This is a genomic window from Streptomyces sp. NPDC043176 (genome assembly GCF_056436715.1).
Genome location: NZ_JBWKCA010000011.1, coordinates 272,149 through 287,057, shown reverse-complemented (window position 1 = coordinate 287,057; position 14,909 = coordinate 272,149). Strand labels below are relative to the sequence as shown.

14 protein-coding genes are annotated in these 14,909 nt (G+C 72.5%); 3 read left to right on the top strand and 11 right to left on the bottom strand.

Going from position 1 to position 14,909, the window contains the following annotated elements; genetic code table 11:
* Nucleotides 1-233 precede the first annotated feature (233 nt).
* Nucleotides 234-1,565, top strand: a complete 1,332-nt coding sequence (locus AC067A_RS20550) for a UDP-glucose dehydrogenase family protein (protein ID WP_479243906.1) — start codon at nucleotides 234-236, stop codon at nucleotides 1,563-1,565.
* A 69-nt stretch (nucleotides 1,566-1,634) separates the two neighbouring features.
* Here AC067A_RS20550 and AC067A_RS20545 read toward each other — a convergent pair whose 3' ends face one another.
* From AC067A_RS20545 to AC067A_RS20530, 4 genes are all read right to left on the bottom strand, one after another.
* Nucleotides 1,635-2,549, bottom strand: a complete 915-nt coding sequence (locus AC067A_RS20545) for a membrane dipeptidase (protein ID WP_479243905.1) — start codon at nucleotides 2,547-2,549, stop codon at nucleotides 1,635-1,637.
* A 119-nt stretch (nucleotides 2,550-2,668) separates the two neighbouring features.
* Nucleotides 2,669-3,865 (bottom strand): dipeptidase, encoded by a 1,197-nt coding sequence (locus AC067A_RS20540; RefSeq protein WP_479243904.1) that lies wholly within the window; start codon nucleotides 3,863-3,865, stop codon nucleotides 2,669-2,671.
* Nucleotides 3,862-4,395, bottom strand: a complete 534-nt coding sequence (purE, locus tag AC067A_RS20535) for a 5-(carboxyamino)imidazole ribonucleotide mutase (protein WP_479243903.1) — start codon at nucleotides 4,393-4,395, stop codon at nucleotides 3,862-3,864. Before purE ends, AC067A_RS20540 begins: the two co-directional genes overlap by 4 nt.
* Nucleotides 4,392-5,531 carry a 5-(carboxyamino)imidazole ribonucleotide synthase gene (locus AC067A_RS20530; RefSeq protein WP_479243902.1) on the bottom strand — a complete coding sequence of 380 codons (1,140 nt, stop codon included), beginning with the start codon at nucleotides 5,529-5,531 and terminating at the stop codon, nucleotides 4,392-4,394. Before AC067A_RS20530 ends, purE begins: the two co-directional genes overlap by 4 nt.
* Before the next feature lie 175 nt (nucleotides 5,532-5,706).
* On the opposite strand from AC067A_RS20530, the gene AC067A_RS20525 reads away from it, so the two are divergent.
* Nucleotides 5,707-6,222, top strand: a complete 516-nt coding sequence (locus tag AC067A_RS20525) for a GtrA family protein (protein ID WP_479243901.1) — start codon at nucleotides 5,707-5,709, stop codon at nucleotides 6,220-6,222.
* Between the two features lie 47 nt (nucleotides 6,223-6,269).
* On the opposite strand, the gene AC067A_RS20520 is transcribed toward AC067A_RS20525, so the two are convergent.
* Nucleotides 6,270-7,541 (bottom strand): ATP-binding protein, encoded by a 1,272-nt coding sequence (locus AC067A_RS20520; RefSeq protein ID WP_479243900.1) that lies wholly within the window; start codon nucleotides 7,539-7,541, stop codon nucleotides 6,270-6,272.
* A gap of 14 nt (nucleotides 7,542-7,555) precedes the next feature.
* On the bottom strand, nucleotides 7,556-8,233 hold the full coding sequence (locus AC067A_RS20515) for a response regulator transcription factor (protein WP_479243899.1): 678 nt from the start codon (nucleotides 8,231-8,233) through the stop codon (nucleotides 7,556-7,558).
* 429 nt (nucleotides 8,234-8,662) lie between these two features.
* On the opposite strand from AC067A_RS20515, the gene AC067A_RS20510 reads away from it, so the two are divergent.
* Nucleotides 8,663-10,183 (top strand): peptide MFS transporter, encoded by a 1,521-nt coding sequence (locus AC067A_RS20510; RefSeq protein WP_479243898.1) that lies wholly within the window; start codon nucleotides 8,663-8,665, stop codon nucleotides 10,181-10,183.
* Nucleotides 10,184-10,288: 105 nt separating this feature from the next.
* On the opposite strand, the gene AC067A_RS20505 is transcribed toward AC067A_RS20510, so the two are convergent.
* The 5 genes from AC067A_RS20505 to AC067A_RS20485 all read right to left on the bottom strand — a co-directional run bounded on the left by AC067A_RS20505 (nucleotide 10,289) and on the right by AC067A_RS20485 (nucleotide 14,872).
* Nucleotides 10,289-11,746, bottom strand: a complete 1,458-nt coding sequence (locus AC067A_RS20505; protein WP_479243897.1) for a hypothetical protein — start codon at nucleotides 11,744-11,746, stop codon at nucleotides 10,289-10,291.
* A 14-nt stretch (nucleotides 11,747-11,760) separates the two neighbouring features.
* Nucleotides 11,761-12,840 (bottom strand): hypothetical protein, encoded by a 1,080-nt coding sequence (locus tag AC067A_RS20500; RefSeq protein ID WP_479243896.1) that lies wholly within the window; start codon nucleotides 12,838-12,840, stop codon nucleotides 11,761-11,763.
* Nucleotides 12,837-13,652: a hypothetical protein gene (locus tag AC067A_RS20495; protein ID WP_479243895.1), complete on the bottom strand. Its 816-nt coding sequence runs from the start codon at nucleotides 13,650-13,652 to the stop codon at nucleotides 12,837-12,839. Before AC067A_RS20495 ends, AC067A_RS20500 begins: the two co-directional genes overlap by 4 nt.
* The gene (locus AC067A_RS20490) at nucleotides 13,652-14,332 is read right to left on the bottom strand and encodes a peptidase (RefSeq protein ID WP_479243920.1); all 681 of its coding nucleotides are present in this window, start codon (nucleotides 14,330-14,332) and stop codon (nucleotides 13,652-13,654) included. Before AC067A_RS20490 ends, AC067A_RS20495 begins: the two co-directional genes overlap by 1 nt.
* Before the next feature lie 120 nt (nucleotides 14,333-14,452).
* Nucleotides 14,453-14,872: an ATP-binding protein gene (locus tag AC067A_RS20485; protein ID WP_479243894.1), complete on the bottom strand. Its 420-nt coding sequence runs from the start codon at nucleotides 14,870-14,872 to the stop codon at nucleotides 14,453-14,455.
* Nucleotides 14,873-14,909: the final 37 nt, after the last annotated feature.

Genomic DNA, 14,909 nt, shown 5'->3' with positions numbered 1-14,909 from the left:
CCGCGAACGGAACGATCTTCGCCTCCGCGAGCGCGCGGACCGACTCCCGGAGCATGTCGTGCTCCTCGGAGGGCCGATAAAGGTCGAAGTCCTTGGAACCCGTCACGTTCTCTCACTCCCAGGCTTGCTAACTACCGTTAAGTAACTGAAATGGTAGGCCGTGCCCCGGCCCCGGACCAGGGCACGACTATGCTCGGGCAGGCATTTCCGGCCGACGTTCACTGGAGACCCGCATGGCCCTGAAGATCACCGTGATCGGCACCGGCTACCTCGGCGCCACCCACGCCGCGGCCATGGCGGAGCTGGGATTCGAGGTTCTGGGGCTCGACGTCGTCCCCGAGAAGATCGAGATGCTGTCCGCCGGACGCGTCCCCATGTACGAGCCCGGCCTCGAGGAGCTCCTCGCGAAGCACGTGGCCGGCATCGAGGGATCGAGCGGGCGGCTGCGCTTCACCACCTCCTGGGAGGAGGTCGGCGAATTCGGCGACGTGCACTTCGTCTGCGTGAACACTCCGCAGAAGCACGGCGAGTACGCGTGTGACATGAGTTACGTGGACGCCGCCTTCACCTCCCTCGCCGGGGTCGTACGCGAAGGGGCGCTGGTCGTCGGCAAGTCGACCGTGCCGGTCGGCTCGGCCGAGCGCCTCGCGGCGCTGCTCCCCGAGGGCGTCGAACTCGCCTGGAACCCCGAGTTCCTGCGGGAGGGCTTCGCCGTCCAGGACACCCTGCACCCGGACCGGATCGTCGTCGGCGTGCGCGGCCACGGCGAGCGGGCCGAGAAGACGCTCCGCGAGGTGTACGCCGTGCCCGTCGGCGGGGGCTCGCCGTTCGTGGTGACCGACTTCCCGACCGCCGAACTGGTGAAGACGGCCGCGAACTCCTTCCTGGCCACCAAGATCTCCTTCATCAACGCGATGGCGGAGGTGTGCGAGGCCGCGGGCGGCGACGTCGCCAAGCTGGCGGAGGCCATCGGGCACGACGACCGGATCGGCGCCAAGTTCCTGCGCGCCGGCATCGGCTTCGGCGGCGGCTGCCTGCCCAAGGACATCCGGGCGTTCATGGCCCGCGCGGGCGAGCTGGGCGCCGACCAGGCGCTGACCTTCCTCCGCGAGATCGACTCCATCAACATGCGGCGGCGCGGCCAGATGGTCGAGATGGCCCGCGAGGCCCTCGGCGGGTCCACCTTCCTGGGCCGCCGGGTGGCCGTGCTCGGCGCCACCTTCAAGCCCGACTCGGACGACGTCCGCGACTCCCCCGCGCTCAACGTGGCCGGCCAGATACACCTCCAGGGCGGCCAGGTCACCGTCTACGACCCGAAGGGCATGGAGAACGCGCGCCGCGTCTTCCCCACCCTCGGGTACGCGGACTCGGCCCTGGAGGCCGTACGCGGGGCGGACGTGGTGCTGCACCTGACGGAGTGGCGGGAGTTCCGCGAGCTCGACCCGGCGGAGCTGGCGAAGGCCGCCTCCTCGCAGGTGATCCTCGACGGGCGCAACGCCCTCGACGGCGAGCTCTGGCGGGCGGCCGGCTGGACGTACCGGGCGATGGGCCGCCCGCGCGCCTAGGGCCTGTCTGACACGACGACGAGGAGGGGCGCACCGCTCGGCGGTGCGCCCCTCCTCGTGTGCCGTCGGTCAGGCGGCGGCCGGGCGGATGCGGTTCGTCCGGGCGAGGAACTCGATCTCGCGCAGCGCCCGGGTGAGGTTGGCGTGCGCGAGCCCGACCAGCTCCTGGGCGGTCCAGTCCCGGCGGAGCAGCTCCGCGAAGAGCGGTACGTAGCCGGCGGCCGGGTCGGTGGTGTGCGAGACGCCCGCGCAGTGCGCGCCCGCCCCGGCACGCACCCGGTCGAGGACGTCGGCGACGGCGGCCGTGTCGCCGGTCACCGTGACCATGCAGACGGCGCCGTTCGCGCCGAGCAGGCGCAGCACGTCGTCCGGCAGTCCCTCCGGGTCCGCCCGGGTCAGCAGGGCCGGGGCGCGGGTGACCGCGAGGGCGCGGCGGACCGTGTCCTGGTCGGCGCCGGACAGGTCCACGGCCAGGCCGATGCGGTTCATCTCCCGTACCGCGTCCCGGGCGAAGCGGTCGAATCCGGTCAGATTCACGGCCCGTACGCCGAGCGCGTGGTACGCCCGGAGGGTGGCCGCGGAGCCGCCGAGTGCGCTCCAGCCGACCGGCCCGAGCAGGGCGGCGACCCGGCCGCAGTTGCGGGCGTGGGCCATCTCGGAGGTCGTGCACGCCAGCCTCAGGTCCTCCGGGCAGGCGGCGACGAGGGCCCGGACGGCGTCGATCCGCCGCAGCGTCCCGATGACGCCCTCGTCGGCCTCCACGTGCAGCGACCAGAGCTGTGCCCCGGCCTCGGCGGCGCGGACGGGCGGCAGGTCCTCGGGGTCGAGCGATCCGGGGAGTCCGGTGTGCCCCTCGGTGACGGGCTGGGCGGCGAGGATGGCCCGGGCCCGGGCCGTCTCGTCGAGCGGCGGGGGTGGCTCCGGGGGGTCGGTGGCGGAGGGGACGGTGGAGAGGGGGGAATGGGCGTCTAGCAGTTCCGCCATGGTCTTACTCCGAACTCGGCGATGCAGTACCGCCCCGCCGAGAGCGGCGGGGCAGTACCGTCCACCGTGCCACCGGCCCCTTCGGGGAGCGCGGCGGAATACGCCGTCCGGGTGAGGCCTCAGGGCGCGTCGAGCACGTCGATCGTGGCGTTCGACGGGGCCGTACGGCTCCTCAGGTCGCGGGAGACCGCCTCCGCGTCGCGCAGGACCCGGACCGCGTTGGACCAGGTCAGCCGGGCGAGGTCGGGCTGGGACCAGCCGCGGTGGAGGAGTTCCGCGATCAGGTGGGGGTAGCCGGCGACGTCGTCGAGGCCGACGGGGGTGAAGGCGGTGCCGTCGTAGTCGCCGCCGATGCCGATGTGCGCGATGCCGGCGGCCTCGCGCATGTGGTCCAGGTGGTCGGCGACCGTGACCGCGGTCACGAGGGGGCGGGGGTTCGCCTCCTCGAAGGCGCGGTGGAGCCGCATCGCCTCGGGGCCGGTGTCGAGGTGGTCGAGGCCGTGCGCGCGCAGGTTGTCGTCGGCCCGGGCGGTCCACTCGGCGGCCGCGGGAAGGATGAACTTGGGCACGAACGTGGCCATGGCCACGCCGCCGTTGGCGGGCAGCCGCTCCAGGACGTCGTCCGGGATGTTGCGCGGGTGGTCGCAGACGGCGCGGGCGGAGGAGTGCGAGAAGATCACCGGCGCCGTCGTGGCGTCGAGCGCGTCCCGCATGGTGGTGGCGGCGACGTGCGAGAGGTCCACGAGCATGCCGGAGCGGTTCATCTCGCGGACGACCTGCCGGCCGAAGGCGGTCAGGCCGCCGGCGCGGGGCTCGTCGGTCGCCGAGTCCGCCCAGTCGTTGTTCTCGTTGTGGGTGAGGGTCATGTACCGCACGCCCAGGGTGTGCAGGGCGCGCAGGGTGGCGAGGGAGTTGTTGATCGAGTGGCCGCCCTCGGCGCCCTTCAGGGAGGCGATGCGGCCCTGCGCGCGGGCCGCCTCCATGTCGTCGGCCGTGCGGGCCGGGGCGAGGTCGGCGGCGTACCGCTCCAGGAGCCGGTCGACGACGTCGATCTGCTCCAGGGTCGCGCTGACCGCGTCGTCGCCGGCCAGTCGGCCCGGCACGTACACGGACCAGAACTGGGCGCCGACGCCGCCGGCCCGCAGCCGGGCGAGGTCGGTGTGGAGGGCGCCGGTGAGGTCTGCGGCGATGTCGAGCCGGTCGAGGTCGTAGCGCACGTGCTTGCGCAGGGCCCACGGCAGGTCGTTGTGGCCGTCGACGACGGGCGCGGAGGCCAGGAGTTCCCTGGCCTCCGCGAGGCGGTCCGCCGCGGTCACCGGGCGAAGCCGAACGACTCCGCACCCTCCACCTTGGCCCGCAGTCGCTTGCCCTTCTCCGTCGCCTGGTCGTTCAGCTCCTGCTGGAAGTCGCGCATCCGGCCGAGCAGCTCGGGGTCGTGCGCGGCGAGGATCCGGGCCGCGAGCAGGCCCGCGTTCCGGGCGCCGCCGACGGAGACCGTGGCGACCGGCACACCGGCCGGCATCTGCACGATGGAGAGCAGCGAGTCCATGCCGTCGAGGTACTTCAGCGGCACCGGCACGCCGATGACGGGGAGCGGGGTGACGGAGGCCAGCATGCCGGGCAGGTGGGCGGCGCCGCCCGCGCCCGCGATGATCGCCTTCAGGCCGCGGCCCGCCGCCTCCTCGCCGTACGCGATCATCTCGCGGGGCATCCGGTGGGCGGAGACGACGTCGACCTCGTACGGGATCTCGAACTCGTCGAGGGCCTGGGCCGCGGCCTCCATGACGGGCCAGTCGGAGTCCGATCCCATGACGATGCCGATGACGGGGGCGGTGGCGGGGCTCATTCGGTGATCGTTCCTCGCAGGTAGCCGGCGGCGTGACGCGCGCGCTCCAGCACGTCGTCCAGGTCGTCGCCGTAGGTGTTGACGTGCCCCACCTTGCGGCCGGGCTTCACGTCCTTGCCGTACATGTGGATCTTGAGCTGCGGGTCCCTGGCCATGCAGTGCAGGTACGCGGAGTACATGTCCGGGTAGTCGCCGCCCAGGACATTGCACATCACGGTCCACGGCGCCCGCGGGCGCGGATCGCCGAGGGGCAGGTCGAGAACCGCCCGGACGTGGTTGGCGAACTGCGAGGTGATCGCGCCGTCCTGCGTCCAGTGGCCGGAGTTGTGCGGGCGCATGGCCAGCTCGTTGACGAGGATGCGGCCGTCCGTGGTCTGGAACAGCTCGACGGCGAGGTGGCCGACGACGCCGAGTTCCCTGGCGATCCGCAGCGCCAGCTCCTGCGCCTGGCCGGCGAGGGCGTCGTCGAGGTCGGGGGCGGGCGCGATCACCGTGTCGCAGACGCCGTCGACCTGACGGGACTCGACGACCGGGTAGGCGACGGCCTGGCCGTGCGGGGAGCGGACGATGTTCGCCGCGAGCTCGCGGACGAAGTCGACCTTCTCCTCGGCGAGGACGGGGACCCCGGCGAGGAAGGGGTCGCGGGCGTCGGCCGCGGTGCGGACGAACCAGACGCCCTTGCCGTCGTAGCCGCCGCGCACGGTCTTGAGGATGATCGGGAAGCCGCCGACCTCGGCGGCGAAGGCGACCGCGTCCTCGGGGTCCGCCACGATGCGGTGCCGGGGGCTGGGTGCGCCGATCTCGTCGAGTCTGGCGCGCATCACCCCCTTGTCCTGGGCGTGCACCAGCGCGTCGGGACCCGGGCGGACGGGGATGCCGTCCGCTTCGAGGGCCCGCAGGTGTTCGGTGGGGACGTGCTCGTGGTCGAAGGTGATCACGTCACATCCGCGCGCGAAGTCACGCAGCGTGTCCAGGTCGCGGTAGTCGCCGATGACGACTTCGCTCACCACCTGGGCCGCGGAGTCCTGCGGGGTGTCGCTGAGGAGCTTGAACTTGATGCCGAGGGGGATGCCGGCCTCGTGGGTCATACGCGCGAGCTGACCGCCGCCGACCATGCCTACTACGGGGAACGTCACCCTCTTAGGGTATCCGCACAAGTGGGGATCACTCACGCGGCTGTGTGTTGGCACAGGTGGGACGGGGAAGGCTCACAGTTTCGGCGGCCGGAGGACGATCACCGGATGGGCTAGTTAGCATGGATGGGTTGACGTCGTCCGGACGTCATATGAACGGATGGAACGAGCGACCACCATGAGTGAACGAAGCGCACTTCGGGTGCAGCTGGACCGGCTCACCCGCGAGTTCGCCAAGTTCGGCGCGGTGGGCGGCCTCGGGGTCCTCGTCGACCTCGGCGTCTTCAACCTCGTACGCCATTTCACGGACCTGCCCGTCGTCCGGGCGAGCATCGTCGCCACGGTCGTCGCCATCGGCTTCAACTACCTGGGCTTCCGCTACTTCACCTACCGGGAGCGCGACAAGAGCCGCCGCACCCGTGAGATGACGCTGTTCCTCGTGTTCAGCGTGATCGGCCTGGTGATCCAGAACGGCGTGCTCTACGCGGCGACGTACGGCTTCGGCTGGGACACGCCCCTGCAGAGCAACGTCTTCAAGTTCCTCGGCATCGGCATCGGCACGGTCTTCCGCTTCTGGTCGTACCGCACCTGGGTGTTCCGCGCGCTGCCCGACAACGACGCCGTGCAGGCCGCCGAGGCACTCCTGGAACAGACCCCGCGGCAGGCGACCCGCCGCCAGCCCGACCGCGTCTGACCTGCGCGCTCCACGAAAGAGGCCCCCTGCCAGGGGGCCTCTTTCGTCTACCGGACCGGGCGGTCCGACGGCTCCTCCGAAAGGCTTCTGACCTCGCGGCTCAGGAAGAGCGCGAAGACCGGCGGCTGCTGCTGGAGCAGCTCCAGGCGCCCGCCGTCCGCCTCCGCGAGGTCGCGGGCCACCGCCAGGCCGATGCCGGTGGAGCTGCGGCCGCTGACCGCCCGCTCGAAGATCCTGGCGCCGAGGTCGGCCGGGACGCCGGGCCCCTCGTCGGTGACCTCGATCACCGACTGGTTCCCGGTGACCCGGGTGCGCAGGGCGACCGTGCCGCCGCCGTGCATCAGCGAGTTCTCGATCAGGGCGGCGAGGACCTGGGCGACCGCGCCGGGGGTGCCGACGGCCCGCATGCCCTGCTTGCCCGAGTGCACGATGGCCCGCCCGGCGCTGCGGTAGGCCGGCCGCCACTCCTCGATCTGCTGCTTGACGACCTCGTCGAGGTCGAAGGCGACGGCGGAGCCGGTGCGCGGGTCCCGCGCGTTGGTGAGCAGCCGCTCGACGACGTCGGTGAGCCGCTCGACCTGGGTGAGCGCGATCGTCGCCTCCTCCTTGACCGTGTCCAGGTCGTCGGCGAGGGCGACCTCCTCCAGGCGCATGGACAGCGCGGTCAGGGGCGTACGCAGCTGGTGGGAGGCGTCGGCGGCGAGCCGGCGCTCGGCGGTGAGCATCCGGGCGATGCGCTCGGCCGAGGCGTCGAGGACGTCCGCGACGCGGTCCAGCTCGGGGACCCCGTACCGCTTGTGCCGGGGCCGCGGGTCCCCTGAGCCGAGGCGCTCGGCGGTCTCCGCGAGGTCGGTGAGCGGTGACGCCAGCTTGTCGGCCTGCCGTACGGCGAGGAGGACGGCGGCGACGACCGCGAGCAGCGCCACGGCGCCGATGATCAGGAGGGTGCGGCCGACCTCGGCGGTGACCGTCGACCGGGACTCCTCGACGGTCACCGACTCGCCGCGCTCGCCCTCGGCGACGCCCCGGATGACGTCGCCCTCGGGCCGGGTCCCGATCTCGATCGTGGACCGCCCGGGGATGCGGATCTGCGCGTACCTCTTGGCGCCGCTCTGCTCGGCCAGGATGTCCGGGTTGACCGGCTCCCCGCCGATCAGCCGGCTGTCGACGATGGAGACGATCCGCAGCGCCTCCGAGTCGACGCTCTCCTGGGCGCTGTTCGAGATGGTCCGGGTCTCCACCAGGACGAGCGAGACGCCGAACACGGCGATGACGACGAGCACCACGGCGAGCGTGGAGTTGATCAGGCGGCGGCGCATGGCTTAACGGTGGCTCAGCTCTTCTCGAAGCGGAAGCCGACCCCGCGGACGGTGGCGATGTAGCGCGGGTTGGCGGCGTCGTCGCCGAGCTTCTTGCGGAGCCAGGAGATGTGCATGTCGAGGGTCTTGGTGGAGGACCACCAGGTGGTGTCCCAGACCTCGCGCATCAGCTGGTCGCGGGTGACGACACGGCCGGCGTCCCGGACGAGGACGCGCAGGAGGTCGAACTCCTTGGCCGTGAGCTGGAGCTCCTCCTCGCCCATCCAGGCGCGGTGGGACTCCACGTCGATGCGCACGCCGTGGGTCGCGGGCGCGACGGCGGGCTCGGTGGAGCCGCGGCGGAGCAGGGCCCGGACCCGGGCGAGGAGTTCGGCGAGCCGGAAGGGCTTGGTGACGTAGTCGTCGGCGCCCGCGTCGAGCCCGACGACGGTGTCGACCTCGTCCGCCCGTGCGGTGAGGACCAGGATCGGGACCGTGTGGCCTTCGGCGCGCAGCCGCCTCGCGACCTCGAGGCCGTCCATGCCGGGCAGGCCCAGGTCGAGCACGACCAGGTCGACCCCGCCCTGGAGTCCGGCGTCGAGGGCGGTGGGTCCGTCCTCGCGGACCTCGACCTCGTACCCCTCTCTCCGCAGGGCACGGGCCAGCGGTTCCGAGATGGATGCGTCGTCCTCGGCGAGCAGTACACGGGTCATGGGGTGATGGTAGTCCGCACGGGTGCCGGGCCGGGGCGGGATCCACACGGGCCGGAGATCCCCTGGGGATCTTGTGGGTATCTTTCACATGACCTTCGAATGACCTTGCGCGGTTGCAATTCCGCCTGTGATCCATCTCTCAAGTCCTTCCATATCCGGCACTGTCGTGTCGTATGGTGGCGAGACGTCAGTAGCGGTATTCGGGGACCTTTGGCCAGCTTCGCGGGCCGAGGTCCTCTTTCTGCGTAGAGGTGGGCCCTGCCACCCTCGATGACGGCGAACGACCTGTGGGCCGGGTTCCGGGGCGCGACAACGCGTCTCCCGGGGCGTGGATCCCGGCTGAGTCCTCCCCGACTCCGCCGGTGCCGGCCTCCCCCACCGGGCGCATCACGCTCACAAGGCGTGCGTCCCGACAGAGCAAGGATCGACATGGCGTCCAGCCTGACGAAGGACTCGGCCGAACCCCTCGGCTACGAGAAGACCTTCCTCGGCCACCCCCGTGGTCTGGCCACCCTCTTCATGACCGAGATGTGGGAGCGCTTCTCCTACTACGGCATGCGGGCCCTTCTCGTTCTGTACCTGGTCTCCGGCGGCGTGGACGCCGCTACGGGCAGCCAGGGCGGCGGCCTCGCGATGACCGCGGCGACCGCGACGGCGATCTACTCCGTCTACGTCTCGATGGTCTACCTCATGGCCATGCCCGGCGGCTGGTTCGGCGACCGCGTCTGGGGCGCCCGCAAGACCGTCACGATCGCGGCCTCCGTGATCATGCTCGGCCACGTCTCGCTGGCCCTCCCGGGCCAGGCGATGTTCTTCGTCGGCCTCGCGCTCGTCGCGGTCGGCTCCGGTCTGCTGAAGGCCAACATCTCGACGATGGTCGGCCACCTCTACAAGGGCGCGGACGACCCGCGCCGTGACGGTGGCTTCACCCTCTTCTACATCGGCATCAACCTGGGCGCGTTCTTCGCCCCGCTGGTCATCGGCACCGTCGGCGAGAAGGTCAACTGGCACCTGGGCTTCGCCCTCGCCGCCGTCGGCATGGGCCTGGGCCTGGCCGTCTTCCTGCTCTTCGGCAAGACGCTGAACCCGAAGAGCAGCGAGGTCCCGAACCCGCTGTCCGCCGCCGAGCGCAAGGCCGTCATCACCAAGGTCGCCGTCGTGGCCGTCGTGATCGCCGTCTTCTACGGCGCCGTCGTCGCCCTGGGCATGTACACCCTGAACTGGGCGATGGTCCCGATCACCCTCGCGGGTCTGATCATCCCGGTCGCCGTTCTGGCCCGCATCAAGGGCGACAAGGACCTGACCTCGGGCGAGAAGTCCCGCGTGACCGGCTACATCTGGTTCTTCGTCGCCGCCGCGATCTTCTGGATGATCTACGACCAGGGCGGCTCGACGCTGTCCCTGTTCGCCGACGACAAGACCGCCGACACCATCTTCGGCCTCGGCTTCCCGGCCACCTGGTACCAGTCGCTGAACCCGCTGTTCGTCATGGCGCTGGCCCCGGTCTTCGCCTGGCTGTGGCTGTGGCTGGCCCGCAAGAACCAGGAGCCGAACACCATCGTGAAGTTCGCGATGGGTCTCGTCCTGGTCGGCGCGTCCTTCTTCGTCTTCATCGTCCCGATGAACATGGCGGGCGACGGCACCAAGGTCTCCCCGATGTGGCTCGTCTCGATCTACATGATCCAGACCATCGGTGAGCTGTGCCTCTCCCCCGTCGGCCTCTCCGTCACCACGAAGATGGCGCCGCAGAAGTACGCCTCCCAGATGATGGGTGTCTGGTTCCTCGCCGTCACCGCCGGTGACTGCACCACGGGGCTGCTCTCCATCGCGGGCGTCGACCTCAACGGGACGGGGATCATCGCCCTGCAGGCGGCGCTCGCCGTCGCGGCCGGCTTCGCGATCTACATGTACCGCAAGAAGGTCCAGGGGCTCATGGGCAGCGTCCACTGACCCTCCCCTCGCACGGCCGAAGGCCGCCGCACCGGTTCGGTGCGGCGGCCTTCGCCGTGTGCGCCGCGGTCCACGGCGTGTGCGGGGGCGGCCGTCGCCGCCGCCTCACCTCCTGAGCCGCGCCCAGGGGGTGAAGGTGAACACCGCGCCGCCGAGCAGGACGACCGTGCCCGCGACCAGCGCGAGGGCGCGCAGGGCGCCGTCGTGCTCGGCGCCGGTCTCGGCGAGGTTCCCGCCGGAGGAGCCGCCGGTGCCCGCGCTGCCGGCGTCGGTCCCGGCCCCGCCGTCCGAGCCGCCGGAGGCGCCGCCCGCCTGCTTGCTGGTGTCCAGTTCGAGAGAGGCCTTCACGGCGCCCTTGACCTGGCAGGGGATCTCCAGCTTCGCGGCGCCGAGAGACACCTTGATGGTGAGCGTGCCGGGGCTGAGCGTCGACGTGCCCGTGGCGCCGGGCCGGTACGTGCCCTTCATGTCCTCCAGGCTCACCGGGGCGTCCTTCGCGAGGTCGGTGGGGTTGGGAGCGCCGGTGACCTTCACCGTGCCGCTGTCCGCTCCGCCGATCCTGATCGCCATGGTGGGCGCGAGGGCGCCCTTGGGCAGGGCCGCCGGGCTGTTCATGACGCCCTTGGCGGTCTTGACGGTGAGGTCGTAGACCTCGCCGTTCTTCTTGGCGTTGATCGTCACCTTGGACTTGATGTCCGGCGGTCCGGGGGCTTGGCAGGTGAAGGCGACCGTCACCTCCTTGCCGGGGAAGTCGGTCTGCCCGCCGCCCCCGCCGGAGCCTCCGCCGGAGGAGGACGCCGCGCCGCCCGTGCCGCCGCCGGAGGTCACGGCGGAGCCGCCGGTGTTGTTCGACTCCCCGCCGGTGGTGCTCGTACCGCCGGTGGTGGTGCCGCCCGCGTCGGTCGTGCCGCCGGTGGTGGTCGTGCCCCCGGCGTCGGTCGTGCCGCCGGTCGTGGTGGTGCCGCCCGAGGCCGTCGTACCGCCCGAGGTGGTGGTCGTACCGCTCGACGTGCTGCCGCCGGACGTCGTGCTGCCGCCGTCCGTGACCTTGATCGTCGCGCCGGCCGGCACCGCCTCCTTCGGCGTGCACTTGGTGTCCGTCGACAGGGGCTTGGAGACGTTGATCGTGTACTTGCCGGGCGTGAGGGTGATGTCGCCGGCCTTGTCGAGCTTCAGCCTGCCCTTCATGTCGGGCAGCACCATCGGGCTGTTCTTGGGGATCGGCGGGTTCTGCCGCGGCCCCTCCATGGCGACGGTGCCGGTCGCCGCGCCGCCGACGGTGAGGACGCCGGTCGGTTTGACCGTGTCCTGGCCGAGGTCGAGCACGTCGGGGTTCTTCGAAGCGGCCTGGACCGTCTTCCAGACGATCTCGACCTCGTCGCCGACCTTGGCCTCCGCCGGCGCGGTGATGAGCACCTTCGTGGTGCCCTGCACGGGCGGGAGTCCGGAGATGGAGGGCGGGACGCACTCCGTCTTGTACGAGACCTCGGCGGCCTGGGCGGGGCCGGCGGCATACAGGATCCCCGCGCCGCCGAGCATCAGCGCGACCCCGGCCGCGCTCATCCTCCGTTGCGTACTCACACCTGTCCCTTCGTCGTCGGGCTGCTGCTCTCTGGCGCTGACGGTGCGGAGTCAGGGCTGAACCACGGCAGGACCGTGGTCGGTTCGCCGTCTCCCGGGGTGCCCGGTGCGGGGGCGGTGGGGACGGAAGCACGGGTCCGGATCGCCGGCCGGATCCGGGTCGCCGGCCGGGTCCGGGTCCGGCGGGGGCGGGCGGGCGTCCCGGCGGGCCCGGCCGGCGGGCGGACCTTGTCCACCACGGCCATCCCGGTCCGGAACAGCGCCGCCGGTACGACCACGGCGAGCAGCGCCCAGAAGAGCGTCACGCCCCAGGGGCGGCCGACCCCCCAGGGCTGCTCGACCAGGACCTTGCCCGCGTACCGCACGGAGACCTGGTAGTCGCCGTGGGCGCCGGCCGTCAGTTCGGCCGGGAGGCGCACGACGGCCTTCGCGCCGGGCGCGATCGTGCCGCGCCACCGGCGTTCCTCGTACTGCGGGGCGAACACGCCGTGGCTGGTGCCGACTTCGAAGACGGGGTCGCGGACGGGGGCGGAGCCGAGGTTGCCGACGGTGAAGACGACGTCCCGGCGCGGGGGCGCCCCGAACCAGACCAGGAGGCCGCTGGAGCCGTCGAGGCGCACGGCGGCGAGGACGGCGAGCCGGCCGCCGCCGGAGGGCTCGGGGAGCGGCGCGGTGGGGTGTCCGGCGACGGTGAACTCCCGGTCGACGGCGTCCTGTTGCCCGGTCACGCCGGCGACGTGCACCACGCAGGGGCAGGGCTTGGGCGGTTCGGCGACCGGGAGCTTCGCGCTGAACGCGCCCCTGGCGTCGACGGTGGCGGCCCGGCCGTCGGTGTTGGCGCAGGAGTTGGTGCCGCCGATGACGCCCTTGCCGGGGGCGGCCTGGCCGCAGATCAGGAGCATGAGCAGCGCGCCGGGCTTCCAGCCGCTGCCGCTGACGGTGATCTCGCCGCCCTTGCCTCCCTCGGCCCGCGAGAGCTCGACGGCCGGCCCGGGGGCGGCCGCCGCGGGGGCCGCGGGCAGCAGCGCCAGGGCGAGGACCGCCAGCAGGGCGGCGGCCGTTCGGATCGTCCTCATGGTGTCGCTCCCTGCGGGGCTCGCTCGGTACGGGTCCCCCGTCGCCGCCGTACCGTCCACGCGCCGCCGCCCGCGCCGAGGAGCGCTCCGGCCACGGTGGCGAGGGCGGGGCCCGAGGCGAAGGCCGCCTCGGCGCGGGCCGTGGCGGGAGCGGCGCCGGGGGCGGTGGCGGTCAGCCGGACGGTGACGGAGTCGAGGGCGGGCGGGTCGGGCCAGGGTTCGGTGCGGACGGCCCGCTCGCCGGGCCTGAGGGTGAGCGGCAGGGGGCGGCCTGGCCGGTCGAGGACCGTGCCGAGGAGGCCTTCGGCGCGGACCGCGAGGGTCGGGGCGAGGACCGTGGTGCCCCGGTTGACCAGGGTGTAGTGGAGGGTGCCGGCGTGGACGCGGACGTCCTCGACGGTGAGCGCGGCCAGCCGGGGGCCGTTCACCCGCAGCCGGAGGTCCACCCGTACCTCGCGGCCGGCGGCCGTGGCGCGCACGGTCCCGCGGTGTTCGCCGGGCGGGGTGTCGGCGGTGACGGTCACGGCGAACGGCACGTCCGCCCTGGTCCTGGCCGGCACGGTCACGGTCCGCGCGGCGAAGGCCACCGGCGCGCCCTGCCCGGTGAGGCGGACGGTGAGCGGCCGGGCGCCCGGGTTGGTCACCGACAGGGTGTCCTGGAGGACGCTGCCGGCGGGGCCTTCCAGATAGGCGTACGGCCGTCCGGCGGCGGGCGCCGCCGTCCAGCCCTGGGTCGCGGGGGGCGCCGCCGCGACCGCGCCGACGAGGGCGGTCGCGGCGGCGACGAGCCCGGAGCGCGCCGCCGCCCGCATCAGCGTGCCGTGCGCCGCGTGAGCCAGAGGACTCCGGCGGCGCCGGTCAGCAGGACGGTGCCGCCGAGGGTGCCGAGGGCCACGGCGGAGTCGAGCGGGCCGGTTCTGGGCAGCTCCTCCCCGGAGCCGTCGTCGGCGGGCGGCGGGGTGTCGGCGGCGCCCGAGGCTCCCGTGACCTGGAGTTCGAGCGACGGCTCGGGGCTGTTCTTCGGGGTGCAGGTGGCCGCGTCCATGCCGAGCGCGTGCACGATCAGCGTGCCGGCGGTGAAGGTGACCTTGCCGTTCTTCTTCGGCGTGAAGGTGCCGGTGAGCGTGCCGATGGCGATGGGGGTGTCGGGCGGGATGGCGGCCGTGTTCGGCGTGCCCTTGACCTTGACGGTGCCGGTGGCGGCGCCGCCGAGGACGAGTTCGGCCCGGGGGGTCATGACGCCCTTGGGGAGTTCGATGGGGCTGTCGGAGACGCCCTTCTCGAACGACATGGTGATCGTGTAGCCGTTGCCGCTCTTGACGGCCTTGATGTCGACGGGCGAGACGGCGCTCTTCGGCCCGATCTTCGTCTCGCACGCGTAGTCGACGTCGACGACGGCCGCCTGCGCGGCCGGGGCAGAGGCCAGTACGGCCGCGCCCGTCATCGCGGCCGCCGCGGTGAGCGCGGCGGTCGTTCTCCTCCGGTTCGGCACCTTGGACACCCCGAGCACCCCTCACCGCAACGTAACTGACGGTCTTTCAGATTGGGCGTCAAGGTACGCCTGAGGCCGTACGGAGGGAAGAAGCGCGAAGGAAGAGAGAAGGTGAAGGTCCTACAGGGGGGCGGCGAGTTCGGCCCAGACGGTCTTGCCGGGGGAGCCGGGGGTCCGGTCGATGCCCCAGTCGAGACAGAGCCGCTGCACGATGAACATGCCGTGGCCGCCGGGGCGGCCGGAGCGGTGCGGGGTGCGCGGCGCGGGCTGTCCGGCACCCCGGTCGGTGACTTCGAGGCGCAGGGCGGTGGCCAGGCGCAGGACGCGCAGCTGCTCGGGCCCTTCGGCGTGCAGGCAGGCGTTGGTGACGAGTTCGGAGACGACCAGCAGGACGTCCTCGGCGGCGGCCCTGCGGTCGGCGGTGGCGGCGGGCAGCCAGCCCCACTCCTGGAGCGCCGTGCGCGTGAAGTCACGGGCGAGCGGCACGGTGCCGCTGGTCTCGCCGAGGGCGAGCGTACGGACGTCGGAATCGTGGTCCATCAGCGCTTCACCTCACCGATTGACGAGACAGAGGGAC

Excerpts from the sequence above, each read along its gene's own strand:
- AC067A_RS20520 (WP_479243900.1), bottom strand. The coding sequence starts at position 7,541 with ATGCGCCGCCGCCTGATCAACTCCACGCTCGCCGTGGTGCTCGTCGTC.
- AC067A_RS20545 (WP_479243905.1), bottom strand. The coding sequence starts at position 2,549 with ATGGCGGAACTGCTAGACGCCCATTCCCCCCTCTCCACCGTCCCCTCC.
- AC067A_RS20515 (WP_479243899.1), bottom strand. The coding sequence starts at position 8,233 with ATGACCCGTGTACTGCTCGCCGAGGACGACGCATCCATCTCGGAACCG.
- AC067A_RS20485 (WP_479243894.1), bottom strand. The coding sequence starts at position 14,872 with ATGGACCACGATTCCGACGTCCGTACGCTCGCCCTCGGCGAGACCAGC.
- AC067A_RS20510 (WP_479243898.1), top strand. The coding sequence starts at position 8,663 with ATGGCGTCCAGCCTGACGAAGGACTCGGCCGAACCCCTCGGCTACGAG.
- AC067A_RS20495 (WP_479243895.1), bottom strand. The coding sequence starts at position 13,652 with ATGCGGGCGGCGGCGCGCTCCGGGCTCGTCGCCGCCGCGACCGCCCTC.
- AC067A_RS20525 (WP_479243901.1), top strand. The coding sequence starts at position 5,707 with ATGAGTGAACGAAGCGCACTTCGGGTGCAGCTGGACCGGCTCACCCGC.
- AC067A_RS20500 (WP_479243896.1), bottom strand. The coding sequence starts at position 12,840 with ATGAGGACGATCCGAACGGCCGCCGCCCTGCTGGCGGTCCTCGCCCTG.
- AC067A_RS20550 (WP_479243906.1), top strand. The coding sequence starts at position 234 with ATGGCCCTGAAGATCACCGTGATCGGCACCGGCTACCTCGGCGCCACC.
- purE (WP_479243903.1), bottom strand. The coding sequence starts at position 4,395 with ATGAGCCCCGCCACCGCCCCCGTCATCGGCATCGTCATGGGATCGGAC.
- AC067A_RS20505 (WP_479243897.1), bottom strand. The coding sequence starts at position 11,746 with ATGAGCGCGGCCGGGGTCGCGCTGATGCTCGGCGGCGCGGGGATCCTG.